The organism is Candidatus Gracilibacteria bacterium (genome assembly GCA_041661045.1).
In the GTDB taxonomy this organism is placed as follows: domain Bacteria; phylum Patescibacteriota; class Gracilibacteria; order UBA1369; family 2-02-FULL-48-14; genus 2-02-FULL-48-14.
This window is the reverse complement of sequence record JBAZVE010000001.1, coordinates 802506-818486: the sequence shown is the minus strand read 5'-3', so window position 1 is coordinate 818486 and position 15981 is coordinate 802506. Positions and strand designations below refer to the sequence as shown.

Annotated in this window: 16 protein-coding genes; 7 read left to right on the top strand and 9 right to left on the bottom strand. The window is 46.5% G+C overall.

Annotation, left to right across the window (positions count from 1 at the left end):
- Nucleotides 1–96: 96 nt before the first annotated feature.
- On the bottom strand, nt 97–741 hold the full coding sequence (locus WC777_04000) for a CxxC-x17-CxxC domain-containing protein (protein ID MFA6024347.1): 645 nt from the start codon (nt 739–741) through the stop codon (nt 97–99).
- Between the two features lie 63 nt (nt 742–804).
- Between WC777_04000 and WC777_03995 the strand changes: the two genes are divergently transcribed.
- The 3 genes from WC777_03995 (at nt 805) to WC777_03985 (ending at nt 2237) form a co-directional block, all read left to right on the top strand.
- The gene (locus tag WC777_03995) at nt 805–1233 is read left to right on the top strand and encodes an NUDIX domain-containing protein (GenBank protein MFA6024346.1); all 429 of its coding nucleotides are present in this window, start codon (nt 805–807) and stop codon (nt 1231–1233) included.
- 96 nt (nt 1234–1329) lie between these two features.
- The gene (locus WC777_03990) at nt 1330–1590 is read left to right on the top strand and encodes a cold shock domain-containing protein (GenBank protein MFA6024345.1); all 261 of its coding nucleotides are present in this window, start codon (nt 1330–1332) and stop codon (nt 1588–1590) included.
- Nucleotides 1591–1712: 122 nt separating this feature from the next.
- Complete coding sequence (locus WC777_03985; GenBank protein MFA6024344.1) at nt 1713–2237, top strand: NYN domain-containing protein; 525 nt, start codon at nt 1713–1715, stop codon at nt 2235–2237.
- Nucleotides 2238–2293: 56 nt separating this feature from the next.
- Here the strand turns inward: WC777_03985 and WC777_03980 are convergent, their stop codons facing one another.
- Nucleotides 2294–4117 carry a hypothetical protein gene (locus WC777_03980; GenBank protein MFA6024343.1) on the bottom strand — a complete coding sequence of 608 codons (1824 nt, stop codon included), beginning with the start codon at nt 4115–4117 and terminating at the stop codon, nt 2294–2296.
- A gap of 89 nt (nt 4118–4206) precedes the next feature.
- Between WC777_03980 and WC777_03975 the strand changes: the two genes are divergently transcribed.
- Together WC777_03975 and msrA are read left to right on the top strand one after the other, a co-directional pair.
- On the top strand, nt 4207–4701 hold the full coding sequence (locus WC777_03975) for a YajQ family cyclic di-GMP-binding protein (protein ID MFA6024342.1): 495 nt from the start codon (nt 4207–4209) through the stop codon (nt 4699–4701).
- A 2-nt stretch (nt 4702–4703) separates the two neighbouring features.
- Nucleotides 4704–5180, top strand: coding sequence for a peptide-methionine (S)-S-oxide reductase MsrA (gene msrA, locus WC777_03970; protein ID MFA6024341.1), 477 nt, complete (start codon nt 4704–4706; stop codon nt 5178–5180).
- Here msrA and WC777_03965 read toward each other — a convergent pair.
- From WC777_03965 to WC777_03940, 6 genes are all read right to left on the bottom strand, one after another.
- Nucleotides 5177–7354 (bottom strand): heavy metal translocating P-type ATPase, encoded by a 2178-nt coding sequence (locus WC777_03965; GenBank protein ID MFA6024340.1) that lies wholly within the window; start codon nt 7352–7354, stop codon nt 5177–5179. The two genes, msrA and WC777_03965, sit on opposite strands and share 4 nt — an antisense overlap.
- Nucleotides 7355–7363: 9 nt before the next feature.
- Nucleotides 7364–7579 carry a heavy metal-associated domain-containing protein gene (locus WC777_03960; GenBank protein MFA6024339.1) on the bottom strand — a complete coding sequence of 72 codons (216 nt, stop codon included), beginning with the start codon at nt 7577–7579 and terminating at the stop codon, nt 7364–7366.
- Nucleotides 7580–7590: 11 nt separating this feature from the next.
- Nucleotides 7591–8946 carry a sulfite exporter TauE/SafE family protein gene (locus tag WC777_03955; protein ID MFA6024338.1) on the bottom strand — a complete coding sequence of 452 codons (1356 nt, stop codon included), beginning with the start codon at nt 8944–8946 and terminating at the stop codon, nt 7591–7593.
- Nucleotides 8947–8985: 39 nt separating this feature from the next.
- Nucleotides 8986–9309 (bottom strand): hypothetical protein, encoded by a 324-nt coding sequence (locus WC777_03950; protein ID MFA6024337.1) that lies wholly within the window; start codon nt 9307–9309, stop codon nt 8986–8988.
- Between the two features lie 288 nt (nt 9310–9597).
- Nucleotides 9598–10371: an ABC transporter permease gene (locus WC777_03945; GenBank protein ID MFA6024336.1), complete on the bottom strand. Its 774-nt coding sequence runs from the start codon at nt 10369–10371 to the stop codon at nt 9598–9600.
- The gene (locus WC777_03940) at nt 10362–14483 is read right to left on the bottom strand and encodes an efflux RND transporter permease subunit (protein ID MFA6024335.1); all 4122 of its coding nucleotides are present in this window, start codon (nt 14481–14483) and stop codon (nt 10362–10364) included. Before WC777_03940 ends, WC777_03945 begins: the two co-directional genes overlap by 10 nt.
- A gap of 49 nt (nt 14484–14532) precedes the next feature.
- On the opposite strand from WC777_03940, the gene WC777_03935 reads away from it, so the two are divergent.
- Nucleotides 14533–15015, top strand: coding sequence for a hypothetical protein (locus tag WC777_03935; GenBank protein MFA6024334.1), 483 nt, complete (start codon nt 14533–14535; stop codon nt 15013–15015).
- A 57-nt stretch (nt 15016–15072) separates the two neighbouring features.
- On the opposite strand, the gene WC777_03930 is transcribed toward WC777_03935, so the two are convergent.
- Nucleotides 15073–15228 (bottom strand): hypothetical protein, encoded by a 156-nt coding sequence (locus WC777_03930; GenBank protein ID MFA6024333.1) that lies wholly within the window; start codon nt 15226–15228, stop codon nt 15073–15075.
- A gap of 205 nt (nt 15229–15433) precedes the next feature.
- Here WC777_03930 and WC777_03925 point away from each other — a divergent pair, with 205 nt between their 5' ends.
- Nucleotides 15434–15967: an RNA polymerase sigma factor gene (locus WC777_03925; GenBank protein MFA6024332.1), complete on the top strand. Its 534-nt coding sequence runs from the start codon at nt 15434–15436 to the stop codon at nt 15965–15967.
- Nucleotides 15968–15981 lie beyond the last annotated feature (14 nt).

Sequence of the window (15981 nt, the reverse complement as noted above, 5' to 3'; positions counted from 1 at the left end):
ACAGCCTGCTTCTCTTTTTTAGAGCGCATGGGAAGTTTCTTTCCTTTCTCGCCACGAGTTCCAAAACCTTTTGCCATATTTATAATAAGTAAAGATTTAAGCCCGCCCCGTGCGCTCCGCTCTTTTCACTTGAGCTCGAGTGGGCTTCTTTTTAGCCGCCGGCTCTTTCTTGGCAGCCGCTTTCTTTTTAGCAGGTGCCTCAGCAGGAGCCTCATCGACCTCTTCAAGCATATCATCCTCTTCCATGTCTTGAGTAGCCAATTCTAAGATCCTTAAAATTTTATCCATCTTTGCGTTCAAAGTCTTGAATTGCTCCTCAGAAATTTTAAATCCGGAACCGGTGGAAGCGGGAGTGGAAGCCTGTGCCATTGGGCTATTCTGCGCACCCATACAACGATGACAGTACACCGGTCTTCCAAAAGTAGGTTTAAAGGGAACCTCACAATCACTTTGACAGCTGCTACAAGTGGCGGAGTAGAGTCGTTTTTCGGAGCGATCTTGACGATCCGAGCGATCTGGGCGATCAAAACGATCCTGACGGTCCGAACGGCCTCGAGATTCAAATCGTGGCTCTCCTTCATTTTCTTGCTTACGGAAACAGTCTCGACAAAACACCGGTCGGTTTCCTGTAGGCCTAAACGGAACTTCACAACGGTCCCCACATTCCGCGCATTCCGCTTCGTAAAGCGTTAGCTCTCTATCTCGACTGGGTCGTTTTTCTTTATCAAACTTTTTGTACATGGGACTAGGTTTTTAAGTGACAAGCGGCTTACTATAGGGGAGAATATCATAAAAGTCTATCAAATGATTGAATTCGGTGAAAAAATTCCAAACCAAACTTACCTGGAACGGCCCGGAGCCTATGCAGTGATCCTTAAAAATGGCCTCTATGCCATCGTTCAAAATCCAAAAAGTTGTTTTCTTTTGGGTGGAGGAATAGAAGGAGACGAAACTCCGGAAGAAGCCCTGCACCGAGAGGTGTTGGAGGAAATTGGAATGAGCATCCGCATCGATAAAAAAATCGGTATCGCCACCCAGCACCTATTTGCACCCGAAGCAGACCTTTACATTTCCAAAGAGGGGCATTTCTATCAAGCCACTCTTTTGGATCAAGTGAGCGAGACCAGCGAGACCAATCATGAACTCCTCTGGCTCACAAGGGAGGAAGTCCTTGAAAAACTCTTCCACGAAAGTCATAGGTGGGCCATTGACGCAGCCTCTATTTTAGCGTAGTGTCAAACCCTAAATAGGACATTTATCCTATATCCTATAGCTAAAGCATTGCGGAGGCTGAGGGAATAACGGTGGTGCAAGCCACAAACACATTCTATGAAAGGTATTATCAAAAAGTTAGACGAAAAAGGGTTCGGTTTTATTTCAATCGAAGGACAGAAGGACATCTTCTTCCATGCCAACGATTGTGGAGAAGGCGTTTTCACGACCATGAGAGAAGGTGATGCCGTTTCTTTTGAAACAGCTCAATCCGACAAAGGACCTAAAGCGGTCAAAGTCGTTCTCGAAGATGGGATGGAAGCAGCAAACAACAATGACAACTTTGCTTCTGAAGCAGACGAGTCTGAAGCGGCTTAATTATAAGTCAGCCAAAGCAAAAAAATCCCCGGGATTAAACCTGGGGATTTTTGTTTATTGCGGATATTGATAGCTAAATTTGAGAAAGTAGAGTATACTAATAGTGTTAGAGTAAAATAAAAATGAAAACGAGAGAGAACAATTACGCGTTTATAGACGGTCAGAACCTCAACTTAAGCATTAGGGAACTGGGCTGGAAACTGGACTACAGGAAGTTCCGGGCTTATTTAAAAGATAAATACCAAATCTCCAAGGCCTTTTTATTCATAGGCTTTCTTGAAGAGAACGCCGACCTGTACAAAGCCTTAACCGAAGCCGGTTTTACTTGTGTGTACAAACCCACACTGGTGCACAACGGAATCACCAAAGGAAACTGCGATGCCGAATTGGTTTTGCAAGCCATGGTGGAATCTAAAAACTATGAAAAAGCAGTGATCGTGACCGGTGACGGCGATTTTCACTGTTTGGCCAAGTATTTAATACAAGAAAAAAAACTCGGCAAACTGCTGATTCCCAACCAACGCGCCTACTCCGCCCTACTCAAGCGCTTCCCTTCCGAAAGCTTGGCTTTCATCAGTGACTTGCGCAAAAAGTTGAGTTACCAAGCCGAAGCCACAAGCAAATTTAAAAAGAAGAGAACCCAGTAAGGACCGACCCTTAAAAGGCGCTCTTCGTGATGATTACGAGAGGAGTGTACCCGATTTTAGCGCTCAGGGCAAACAAATGCTTGAAGATCCATCTCCGCAATGCGTGCCTTCATGAGCTTGAAGGTTTCGCGTTTTCGTTCAGGATCCACCTCTTCCTGCGCCCTTAAAAGATCGAGCATGTTTTGTTGAGGCTTGGCTTTCACAGTTGCAAGCAAGCGGTCGAGCACCTCCGACTGCCCTTGAAGTCCCTGTAAAAGACCGAGCAAAGTTTTATTTTCACTGGCCACTTCTTCCTCAGAGAGCGGCTGCACTGAGTCAGGGTTCAACAGTTCATTCAAGCGTTTCTTAAGACTATTTATAAGGTGATACATTTTTCCATAAGCATCATAGTAAGCTTCCGTTTCAAAGTCTGAAGAAAAACTCTTGTCTCGCAATTTCCCCTCAATGGCCAAAAGTTCATTTAATATTTTACGCGGATCTTGCTGCTCGGGCTGGATGGAAATACGGCGGTAAATATCCCAAATACTGTCATAAGCTTCCTTCATTTTACACAGCACATAAAGGTCCACATATTCCTTGCGAGCTGCCCGCCTTTGACCGGTAGCCAAGCCCTCATTAATCTGATCCACATGAGTCTGCGCCTGTTGAGCAAAACCAAGATCCGGCTGATAATGCACTCCCTCCATGGAATTACGAAATTCTTGAACCTGAACATCCCACGGCATTTTCACTTGTATGCGTTCACGCACTCCCTCAAGCGGATCTTTTTGCGCGGCCAGCACTTCCAGTACCTTAACATGGTCCTCGCCAATGTATTTAGAAATGGATTCAATGCTTCGTAGACGAAGACCAAGAAATTCAAGTGCTTTCTTGAGTTGAGATGGTTTGCTACTTGGATTGGGCCGCCCGCGAGAATCGTTCACATCCGTACACGCTTCCAGTTGTTTGAGTAACTTACGCTTATTATCATCTTCAACATGCTCCAGGGAGTCCACGATTTGAACCATGGTGGCAAAGAGTTGTTCCAAGTCTGCTCGCCGTTCTGGATTTTTCCAAAAAGCCAAATGGTCTCGTAGATTCTGAATAACACCCTGAATCCAGGTGAGTTTTTCAATCTCCTCTTCATAGTTGTGACGAATATGATGAATGCGTCTCTCCGCTCCGCGCAAATCCGTACTGAATAAAATTTTCTGTCCTCCAATCGTCTGAGTCCCAACCACCATGCCCTCTCTCTCCCCCGCTGATACGCGCATCATACGGAAATAATGCAGATCTCCCAAAGTGGCCTCCGCTTCATCGGGACGACGAATGGGTTCAAGGTGTGTCAGGGCGCTTTTCACATCCGGAATGGCTCGAGCACGCAGAGTGAGTTGATCTTCCAAAGGCAGTCCCTTTTCATCCACCGGATCTGCAATACCAAGATTGCGGAGCAGTACAGGAGTAATGAGACGCGCATCTACCACCAAAGCGGCAAGCACTTGCTGAGCCGTCATACTTCGGCTTATCAAAACTCGATCAGCAGGAGCCGTGAGCATTTCTTGCGCCGTTTTCCAAAAAGTACGCGGAGAAGCAGCAAAATCAGTTTTTCCTCCAGCACGACTTCTAGACCAAGCACGGTTCCCAGCTATTTGTGCCAAGCGTGTTCTTATGGATGCTTGAAATAGATTTGCCAACTGAACCACCTGATTATCATTCTCTCTAGGCTTACCATCTCGATCAAAGAAAACTTTTTGAAGTTCCTCTCTCCCGCGCGCATCTCTTGAATCAAAATCATGTGCAGGATTAAGTGCAACATAGCGCGCATATTCAGCCCCATCATCTGGTAGAAAGTGTTCGAAACGCGCGGATGAATCTGGAAATGTTCGTTTACGGGGTGCCATAATAAAATTAGGAGTCAGCCTACCCCTACTCGGCAAGTTTTGCCAAGTGAAAAGATTGGTTTATACTAGAGTCCTCTCAAGAAAAATGTATGCCCTCCGACTCCTCCATGGACATCGTCAGTCAGTTTGACCTCCAAGAGGTGCGCAATGCCTTTGAGCAGACCAAAAAAGAGATTGCGGTTCGCTTTGATTTAAAAGATCTGCATATTGAACTGGAGCTCACCGATGAAAAAATAAGCATCACCGCGCCCAGCGAGATGTCGCTGGAAACCGCCTGGGGTATTTTGCTGCAAAGAATGATCAACCGAAAGCTTTCACCCAAGGTGCTCAAGAAAGGAGATCTCGAAAAAATTGGGGGCAACTTGGTACGGTACGAAATCAAACTCATCAAAACCTTGGATCAGGAAATGGCCAAACAAATCTCCAAATTGATTCGCGACAAATTTCCAAAAGCAAAGCCCAGCATTCAAGGGGAATCCGTGCGAGTGAGTTCAAAATCCCGCGATGAACTCCAAGAAATCATTGCCATGCTCCGCGCAGATAAAACCCTGCCGCTGCCGGTGGATTTTAATAATTACCGCTAAACATGAAAGCACTTTTTGCCGCCGGATGTTTCTGGGGAGTTCAATTTTATTTCGACAAACTGCAAGGTGTGGAGACCTCGGTGGTGGGCTACACGGGCGGAGACCGACCCAATCCCTCATACGAACAAGTCTGCTCGCACGCCACGGGACATTTTGAAGCGATTGAAGTAAGCTACGATCCCAAGAAAGTTTCTTACGAAGCCTTGGTGAAATATTTTTTTGAAATTCACGATTTTGAGCAAAAAGACGGACAGGGCCCGGACCGTGGGCCTCAATATCGTTCCGCCATTTTTTATGGAAACGAGGAGGAAAAGTCCATTGCCGAGCACATCGTCCAAGTCCTGACGGACAAGGGATACTCGGTTGCAACACTTCTCCTCCCCGCAAAACCATTTTATGCCGCGGAGCTGTATCACCAGAACTACTACGCCACCAACGGCCACGCCCCTTACTGCCACCGCTTCAGAAAAATATTTTAGAGTCGATTGAACTTATCAGGCCGGAACCGTTTTAAGAGCAAAGAATTTGTGACCACAGAAACGGAACTGAGCGCCATGGCCAAGCCCGCAAGTTCGGGGCGCAAAACTAAACCAAAATCCGAAAACAGTCCGGCCGCAATGGGAATACCAATAACATTGTAAATCAGAGCAAAAAACATGTTTTGTTTAATTTTTCTGACGGTGGCATGACTCAATTTAAGGGCAGTAACAATATCCCGAAGATCATTTTTTACCAAAACGATGCCCCCCGTTTCCATGGCAATATCCGTACCACTCCCCATTGAAATACCCAAATCTGCCTGAGCAAGCGCGGGGCTGTCGTTGATACCATCCCCCACCATGGCCACCTTATGCCCCAGAGCCTGAAGTTTCTTTACTTCATTCGCCTTATCTTGAGGAAGCACCTCTGCAAGAACATTTTCTATCCCAAGGGTTTGAGCTAAAGCCTTCGCCGTCCGCTTATTGTCTCCGGTGATCATAAAAATTTTCATCCCCATCCGTTTAAGCAGAGTCAAAGCCTCACTCGAACTTTCTTTAGCAACATCCGAAACCGCCACCAAGGCCAGAACCTTCTGCTCATTCGCCAGGATCATAACGGTCTTTCCTTGTTCCTCCAAAGGCATGAGGACCTGTTCTTTAAGAGAATCAAGCTGACCAATCTTTTCCAAAAGTTTTCGGTTTCCAAAATACAATTTCTGCCCATCCACCGTGCCCTCCACTCCATGCCCGGGGATAGCTTTAAAGCTTTCCACCGCGGCCAGCTCAACATTTTCTTGTTTTGCATATCGCACAATCGCGTCCGCAAGCGGATGTTCCGAATTCTGTTCCAAGCTGGCCGCCCACTTAAGTGCCTGATCACGACTCCCCTGCAAAGGAATCAAATCCGTGAGTTCGGGTCGCCCCTTGGTCAAAGTTCCTGTTTTATCAAAAACAATCGTGTCGACGGCTTTAGCCGCCTCCAACGCTTCCCCACCCCGAATCAAAATTCCATTCTCAGCACCCTTCCCCGTTCCCACAATGATGCTGGTGGGCGTCGCAAGTCCAAGCGCACAAGGACACGCAATCACAATCACAGAAACAAAAGCCAGCAAAGCCCTGCTCAACTCCGCCCCAAGCAAAAGCCATACAATAAGGGTGAGCAAAGCGACCCCAATCACTGCGGGAACAAACCAAGCCGAAACCGCATCCGCAAAAGCCTGAATGGGAGCCTTGGACCCCTGTGCGTCTTCCACAAAATGAACGATTTGTGCGAGCATGGTGTCTGCCCCAACTTTTTCCGCACGGAATTCAAAACTTCCGTGACCATTCATGGTAGCTCCAAAAACTTTGGACTCCGGATTTTTTTCGACAGGAATACTTTCTCCCGTGAGCATGGATTCATCCACCGAAGAGCTGCCCTTAACAATCACTCCATCCACAGGGATTTTTTCACCGGGACGAACCAAAACAATATCCCCCACAAGCACTTCTTCAACAGGAATATCCACGGCTACTCCTTCACGCAAAACCCGCGCGGTCTTGGCCTGCATCCCCATGAGTTTTTGTATGGCTTCTCCCGTCTTACCTTTGGCCTTGGATTCCAACCATTTACCAAAAAGCACAAAAGTAATAAGCAAAGCCGCGACTTCAAAATAAAGTTCTTCTGCCCCCGATAAAAACTGATAAACACTATAAAAATAAGCGGTCGAAGTCCCAATCACAATCAAACTGTCCATGTTGAAGGACTTCATCTTTAAAGTGGACCAAGCCGACCGATAAAATCCGGCTCCAAGCCAAAACTGAATGGGTGTGGCCAAAAAGAAGGAGAGCACGGAAGCCCGCGGATCAAACATGGAATAAAGCATGGGCAAACTCAAGACCAAGGCGAATAAAAATTTCTTTTTATACATTTTCATTTCCTTTTCCGCTCGTTTTTTTTCGGCATCCCTATCCTTCTCATCCGCCACAGTAGCCTTGTAACCGGCGGCCTTAACCGCCGATAAAAGCCCCTCCACTTGCACCTTATCAGAATCAAATTCAATCCTCGCGCGCGCCGAAGCAAAGTTAACATTGGCTTCCTCAACGCCCGGCGTTTTTTTTAGTTTTCTAGTGATCAAAGCCGCACAACTGCTGCAGTGCATCCCATCAATAGAAAGAAGCAATCGATCCTTCATAAAAATGGGTTAAGAATGGGACTCCACACGGTACTCCTCTCCCAAAGCTTCAATTTCCTCCGTCCACGCGGCCAAATCAAAGTTTTCGTCGTGTTCCACGGAGACCACCTTCGTCTCCAAATTCACTTCAACGGTTTGGATCGCCGGGAAATCACTGCTCACTTCTTTAACCGTCGTGGCGCACGAGTTACAGTGCATGCCGGGAATAGATACTGTTGTTTTCATAATAAAAAAGTTTAAAGATTAGAAATAACTTTAACATTAGTGCTCACCATGCCCATGGAGCAGGTGATGATGAAATCTTCTTGAGGATCTTCAATGAACCCGAGCGTAATGGTGGTGCCGGGGCTCAAATATTCCCCAAAACCAAACTTCGGTACCGTGATCGCAGCCGCACAGCCATAAAGATTGTCCAAAGACTCCACTTCAATTCGTGTGGGGGTACCGGCGGCAATCGTCACCGAGCTTGGGGAGTATCCATACGCAGACGCCTGCAAGTGAATGACTTGAACTCCATCCACCATCGTCACGGCATTTTCCTGTTCTTCCACACTGGACTGGGGCAAAAAAGCACTCATGTCCACGCCACTGAGCACCAGTCCGCTTTTCAAGTTGAAAAGAGCCAAAACCAGGACAAGCGTCCCGGAAAATCGTAGAAAAAGTCGAGCGGTTCGGCCTTTGGCATAAGAAGAGATTGCACTGATGCCGAGCAAAGCCGGCAAAGTCCCCAAGGCAAACACAAACAGCGTCAAAGCTCCTTCCACAAAACTGCCGGAGGCCAAAGCGGAAATCTGTAAAGATTGCGTGAAGCCGCAGGGTAAAAAGAAGGTCAGCGCCCCCAAAAGCAGCGGTGCAAAAGGATGCGGATGCTCAGAAAGTCCGGCAATCCAATGGGTGAACCACTTGGGCGGTCGTGCAATAAAATGATTCTTGGGGAGAATCTTTAAAATGGAGAGTGCCAAAAAGAACATGAGCAGGGCCACCACAATATTAAGGACACCCGTCACAGAGGGACTGAGAGTAAGAGATTGCCCGAGCAAACCAACCAGTCCACCCAAAAAGAAGTAGGAAATCAATCGCCCTCCGTTAAAAGAAAGCAGCGGTTTGAATTTTTGCCAACGCGTAGCTGTGGGGTTCAGTTCGTTGTGTTTGGCCGCCATGCTGAGCAAGAGCCCACCCGTCACCGCCAAACAACTGGAAGTTCCCGCCACAAGACCGAGTACAAACACACCACCCAAGTCCGCAAGGCCTGACGCACTCGCGCTAAAAGAGAAGAAGTCAAAACCCTGCAAGACTTTATAAAGAGCAAAAATCAAAACCAAACAGGCTCCAATTTCAAGCCACTTCTGGTCCTTCCCCTCCAAAGCCTGCATGGATTTCTCCGTGAGTGAATATCCGGCTTCTTCAATGGCCGCTTCGAGGGCGGCGGAAGAGGGAGGATTCTCTGAGTCCGTCTTCACCACCGTGAATCCACTCCTATAATTGGAGTGCACACTGAGCACTCCCGGCACCTTTTTAAGCTTTCGTTCAATCAAAAGCTCACAGCTGGCGCAGGTCATGCCTTTAACATAAAAATTTTCCTTATTGTCCATATCAAAAAGAATTAAGAATAACAAACCGCTATTCTCATTCTAGAGCCGGAGCACAATGGTTTTGGTCGGCGATATTTTGACCAAGGGCGGGGCCACAGATGAAAAAAGTTCTCCTACGGCCCAAGGAACCGTGCTTTCAAAATCTTGCGCGGGCAAAGCTGGAACAACCGTATATCCGCTCAAAGCCAAAAGGGGCTCTTCATCATTCATGCCCACAAGACACTCACCAGTCAAACAATCCTCTTCAGCCCATCCCTCGTGCTCCATCGCTCCCCCATGATTCATATCATCCATACCCAAACTCATGGGACAAAACGCACCCAGGGAAAGGGTCAAAACCAGAAACAAACTCAAAGCTTTCATGAACTGAGTATACACCTTTCATCGCTGCTGACTAGGACTAACTCTGGTACTGCTCACAACACTGCAGCTTTGAGAGGGCCAGGTATCTTTCAGACAACGGGAGCCTTTATGTTGTCTTCAAAACACCTGGCCCTCCATCCCCAGTGTTGTAAGTGTCACAGTCTTAGTGGTGAACTTTTCTGGGAGGGGCCTGACGAAGCCGGGCGGAAAGCGAAGCGCTTCCGGGGCCCGCTCCGAGGAAGGGCGCTCTCAGAAAAGTTCTAGAGTCCAAGGTCTGTGAGCAGTACCCTAACTCTTCAGTCCCGTTCCACGATTCAAAAGATGAAGGTTGAGGAAGAAAAGAGCCAAGGTGAAGACGCATAAAACGGCGAGACTTGCCCAAACATTCATTTCACTGAATCCAAAGAAACCGTAGCGGAATCCATCCACAATATAAACGATGGGATTGAATTTGGAGATGGTCTGCCAAAAAGGAGGGAGCGCATCAATGGAATAAAATACACCTCCCAAATAAGTGAGCGGAGTGAGCACAAAAGTCGGGAACACGCTGACATCGTCAAATTTTTTGGCAAAGAGGGCGTTCAAAAATCCGGCAAAAGAAAATAGAGCGGAACAAAGCACCGCAAAAAGAATCGCAACAAAAGGATGATCCAAAGAAATGGGTGTGAAAAACGAAGAAACCAAAAAGACAATGAGCCCAATCAAAATTCCTCTCAGCATCCCCCCCACACTATAACCAAGCAAAATCACCGCATTTTTTGTGGGAGACACCATCAGCTCTTCCACGCTGTGCATAAACTTGGTGCCAAAAAAGGAACTCACCACATTGGAGAAGGAATTGCTAATAACCGCCATCATAATAAGCCCGGGCACAATAAAAGACGCGTAGGGAATCCCATTCAGTTCACGAATTTGTGCCCCAATGAAAGCTCCAAAAATAATAAAGTAAAGAATTTGATTGATAACTGGAGGCAAAAGCGTTTGCACCCAAATGCGCATGAAACGGGTCACTTCTTTTCGCACAATAGTGGTGAAGGCAATCCATTGACCTTTTAAATTCATGATTCTGTTTTTAAGAGATCTAAAAAGAGTTCTTCCAAAGGATTCATTTTGGGCCGAATATCTAAAATGTCCTTTCCTTCCGCCTTAAATTTCTCCACCAAGGACACCAAAGAATCTTTTGAGCCAAGCACCACTTCTTCCTCTTTACCTCCACCAAAAGAAAAGATATAGGTTTTTTTCTCCATGGCTCCAATCAAGGCTTTTACATTCCCCTCGCGAATGATTTTTCCGGCTTGAATAATGGCCACCCTTCGACTCAACTTTTCCGCTTCTTCCAAATAATGCGTGGTGAGCACAATGGTTTTTCCACTCTCATTCAAGTCTTTCAAATATTTCCACATGCCATGACGAAGTTCAACATCCACCCCGGCGGTGGGCTCGTCCAAAATGAGGAGATCCGGATCATGCATCAAAGCTCGGGCAATGAGCAAACGGCGTTTCATCCCGCCAGAAAGCATGCGTGAAGGTGTGTTTCGTTTGTCCCACAGTCCCAAATCACCAAGAATTTTTTCCGCACGGTTCATGGCCTCTTTGTGCGGAATACCAAAGTATCCCGCTTGAGTCACCACAATGTCCAAAACCTTTTCAAAAATATTAAAATTGAATTCCTGAGGGACCAAACCAATCCGTTGTTTAAGGGCGGACGCATGCTTTTCCCTTTCCAATCCATAAATACGCACTTCCCCATCCGTTTTTTCCACAAGCCCCGCAATCACTCCGATCAAAGTGGTTTTGCCCGCCCCATTGGGTCCCAAGAGCGCAAAAAAATCTCCTTGTTCGATTTCAAGATTAATATTCTCCAAGGCGTGCACGCCATTGGAATAGATTTTGGAAAGTCCTTTGAACGAAAGAGCGGGAGCAGAGTTTTTCATGTGCGGACATCATAGCACCTTCTTGCCACGGACAAACGCAGAAACGGAGCGGAAGAAAATAAACAGAATCGGCGTGGTGAACAGCGAAGTGATTCCGGAAGTGAGCAAGCCAAACATAATAACGAGCGAAATGGAACGATACTGTTCACTGAGGACGGCAAGGGGCGCGAGCGAAGCGAGCGCCGTAAGTTTAGTAAGGATTACTGCGCGAAAACGGACTCCGGAAGCATAACTGATGGCTCGAACTTCATCCCACCCTTCATGAATTTTTTGTTTGGCCGCATCAATAAGGAAGATCGCCACATTCTCCACCACTCCCACCAAAATAATGAGTCCAATGATTTCGAGGAAGCCGAATTGTCCTCCACCAAACAAAGCAAGCGCCGGAAATACTCCCAAAAAAGTGAGTGGAACCGTGTACAAAATAACCAAAGGCTGAGTGAAGGACTCAAAGAAAACCACCAAAACGACATAAGTAATAACAATTGCCAATGCCAAAGCCGTGAACAATTCTTGAAACGAACGGATGAATCCCGCCGTATCTCCTTCACTGTATTGCTCCATCTCCACCCCATTGTCCAAAGGATTCTCCTCATAAAAGTCCAAAACCACCTGAGCTGCCATGGCAGCGGACCCAGGATCTCCATGCTCGTCAGTAAGTCGGCCCTTCACCACCGCAATGGTTTCTCCATTCACGCGTTGAATACTGGATTGACTCTGCTTCTCCTCAATGCTCGCAATGTCTTTCAAGCGAAGCACCGTTTCCCCCTGTGCAAAAAGCACCGTGTTTTTAATTTCATCAATGGAAACCGGATCTTTCGCCATTTTTTCCAAAACAATGTCCAAATCTTTTCCGTCCACAGTGATTTTTCCAACCGCGTCTCCATTATTGATGCTAAACAAGTTTCGAAGCACCGCGTTCACATAAGCGGTGAGCGGAGCACCCGGGATGGTGAGTTGAGCCGCTTGAAGTTTTTCCCGATCCAAAATCACTTCAATCACTGAAGTTTCTTTCCCGGCATAGCCATCATCCACTTTGGTGATCACCCTTTCGCCTTCACAAGAAGCATTCATACTAAAGGCATTGGATTCAAAACAAAGATTTTCAAGATCGCCTCCCACCTCCTGCGCCGCCTTCTGCAAATCCTGCAAATCAGAAGACTTGAGGGCCAGAGCAATCTGATAATTGGCCGTGGGGGGCCCGTTGGAAATCACCCCAATTTGAAGATCAAAGAAATCCTCAAGCAAAGAATCTGCAAAGACTTCATTGAGGTCCTCCGCAATGTCCACCGAAAGCGTGTCCCCTCGTTCAAGCGCCGGCTTAAGCAAAGCCATATACACATCCCCTGGCATGGGGAACACTCCCAAAACTTCTTCATTGGCCACAATAGTTTTTAAAACTTTCTTCTCCAAGCGAACCCGCTCCGATGCACTCGTATCCGACTTATGCACAAACCCAAGCTGCAAATAATCCGCATTGTCACTGCTCGCAAATTGCACACTTTTCACCGCTCCACTTTGAAACGAATACCCCGCAACCATAAGAGGCACCACCAGTGCCACAAGAATAATCAAAAACCGCAAAAACCGGGAATGATTGAGCACCCATTCATTAATAGCAATCACAAGTTTAGCAACGCCCCACAAGTTTTCTTCTTCATCCCCTGTCTTTTTAGGATTGGGCTTCAAAAAGAATCCACCCATCCAGGCCAAGAAAACCAAAGGAACAATATAAGATCCCACTACAGCGGGGATGATGGTCATAGGAATATACGCAATAATTTGTCCTAAAATCCCGGAGACCACTCCAAAGGGAACGAACACAATGATGCTGGTGAGACAGGCTAAGAAGAGTCCCATTCCGGTGTCTTTGACCGCAGCAATCGCCGCTTCCTTCCCACGAAGCCCTGTGTCCACTTTTCTTTGAATGCTTTCCAGCAGAACCAAAGCAGGGTCCACCACCAAACCAATGGCCAAAACCAAAGAAAAGAGCACCAAGGTGTTCAAATTTTCTCCAATCGCATAAACGAAAAGAGTGGAGAACATCAAACTGAGCGGAATGGCCAAGGCCGCCACAATGGCCGCACGAAAGGAAACAAAAAGCACCATGACTAAAAACACCAACTGCATCCCTCCCAAAAACCATCCGGCATAAGACCAAGGCGCATCTCCATGCAGTTCTCCACCAATCAAACCCGCAACCACTTCCTCCACTTGTCGTTTATTGTCGTTGTTGACGGAATAATCCTCAATCACCAAGGCCTGCTCAAAGCCTTCCTCGAATTCAAAATTCTTCACCAACTGCACCGTGCCCAGCTCTTCAAAAACCGCTTCCACTTGTTCAGTGTAATCTCCCATATCGGTGTTCTTAACCGCCTTCACTTGAAAGTGCAGTGCCTTAAGCACCAAAGCATCCCCATCACTATGAATACCAATAAAAGACTCCTTATCTCCCACGAACGCATAATCCCAATCTATTTTTGCAAAATCTTTAAGCCGAGCAACCCCAAACGAGAGATTCTTAATATCTTCCAAGTCTTCCTCATCAAGCCGCGTCAAAAGACTACGATTCTCCCCATCCAAATCCAAATCCGAGGCCACGGGTAAAACTTCTCCAAAAGAAGACAGTGCCTGCTGCACCTGCATGGCCGTGAGACCCAAACTTGCCATCTTGCTTTGATCCAAAATAATCAAAAGTCGTTTCTCAATGGCCGTGAGCGGCGCCACTTGGGCGGTTTCCGGAATCTGCAAAAGCTCCGCCTCAATCGACTCATACAAATTGTAGAGTTCTTCTTCATCCTTAGAAACCAAGGAATACAAAATATCCGGCCCTGCAATAGAAGGAACACTCACTTCAGGTTCTTCACTGCCCTCCGGCAACTGCACGCTGCTGAGCGCCGCATTCAACTTGGTCACCACCGTATCCGTCTCAAATCCATCCGCCACCGTGACTCCTATAAAAGAGAAAGAATTGTTGCTGGTGGAAGTAAAACTGTGCACCCCGGGGACATCGCGAATCGCGGCTTCCAGAGGTGCCGTGACCTCCTGCGCAACGGTTTCGGAAGAAGCCCCAAAATACAAAGTTTGAATTGAAGCAAATTTAAGATCCGGACTCGGGAAACCTGTTGTTTTGAGCAAAAGGGCACTGCCCACCCCCAAAAGGACCAAAAACAGGAGACACAAAACTGTTAAACGATTGTTGTGAAGAAAGAACGAACTGAGTCGAGTATTGAAATCCATAATTTGAAACGGTATTATCCACAAAGAACCCTCACCTGTCAAGATTCCCATGAAGAAACCGCTTATCCTTTTCACCCTCTTCGCCCTCTTACTCAGCTTCAGCGCGTGCTCAAAGGAAGAGCCTTTGCATGTAGACATGCAGAGTGAGCTCAGGAAACGACCCACAATAAATTTGAGTTTGGAGGATGGAACTTCCATACCCGGAATTTCGGGAAACTACTGCACCGCCATCGTATGCATGAATTTTCCGGATCCCGATTTTTCCACGCTCTCTTACACTCCCTACACCAATGGAACGGACCTCTTCTTCACCGTGGAATTCACCGACTCCATCAACGCGCTCGGTATTAAAACACTAAACACAGCGGGTGAAGTTACGCACCGTGAATTGCCTTACACCATGCAAGATGCAAATACATTTGTTTTTGAAGAACCTTTTCCCGACGATGAAAAAGAAATCGTGCTGCACATTCTTATAGATTTTGTGAACGAAGGCCGTGCGCATTATTACTTCCCGCTGCAACTGCAGTAATAAAAACCGTATAACAAAAAACTCCACCCGGAGGTGGAGTTTTGGCGTAGAGAGGGCTTAACGTCGTTTTGCAGCCTTCTTCTTTGGCGCTGCTTTCTTCACAGCCTTCTTAACAACTTTCTTAACAACCTTTTTTACGGGTTTCTTAGCAACCTTTTTCTTAGGTGCAGCCTTCTTGGCTGGCTTAGATGCTTTCTTCTTTTTTACCGGCATGGCGTTGTGGGTAATGAAGTAAAAAAAGAACTACAAAAAATCTCCTCTTTTTCTCATCACTCGACAAGGAGGATTTTTCAAAATGACTCACGCAAATGTAAATTTATTTTCTAAATCAGGTCTATGTACTCAGAATCACAAAATCGTGCTACACTACAAAAAATAAACATGCAGTAATTTTTTTAAAAAGCGATCTTCATACACAATGAGTCTCATTCATCGTGCCAAAATCGACCCCAAAGCATTCACACAATTGTATGAAGAGCATGTGCAAGCCGTGTATCAATATTTTTTGATTCGTTTACACACAAAAAGCGAAGCGGAGGATCTCACCAGCATCGTGTGGGAAGCCGTTTTAAAAAATATTTCGCACTTAAATTCCAATAAAGAAGTTGTGTTCCGCGCATGGCTCTTCACCATCGCACGCAATGCGCTGAATAAATACTTCAAAGAAAAACAAAACCAAAAAGTCGTGGAGCTTGATGAAGAAAAAAACACATTCAAAAGTTCTGAACGGTCTCCGAACGAACTCGCGGAAGAGAACGAAGACGCAAAACAAATTCAAATTTTAATTGAAGCGCTTCCAAGCGAACAACAAGAAACACTGACGCTGAGATATTTTTCGGATTTAAAAAACAAAGAAATCGCCAAGCTGCTTTCCGTTTCACAAAAAACAGTAGCCTCCAACCTGTCCCGCGCCCTAAAAACGCTGAGGGATCGCTGGAAAAACCTGCAGTAATTTTTAATTTTTCT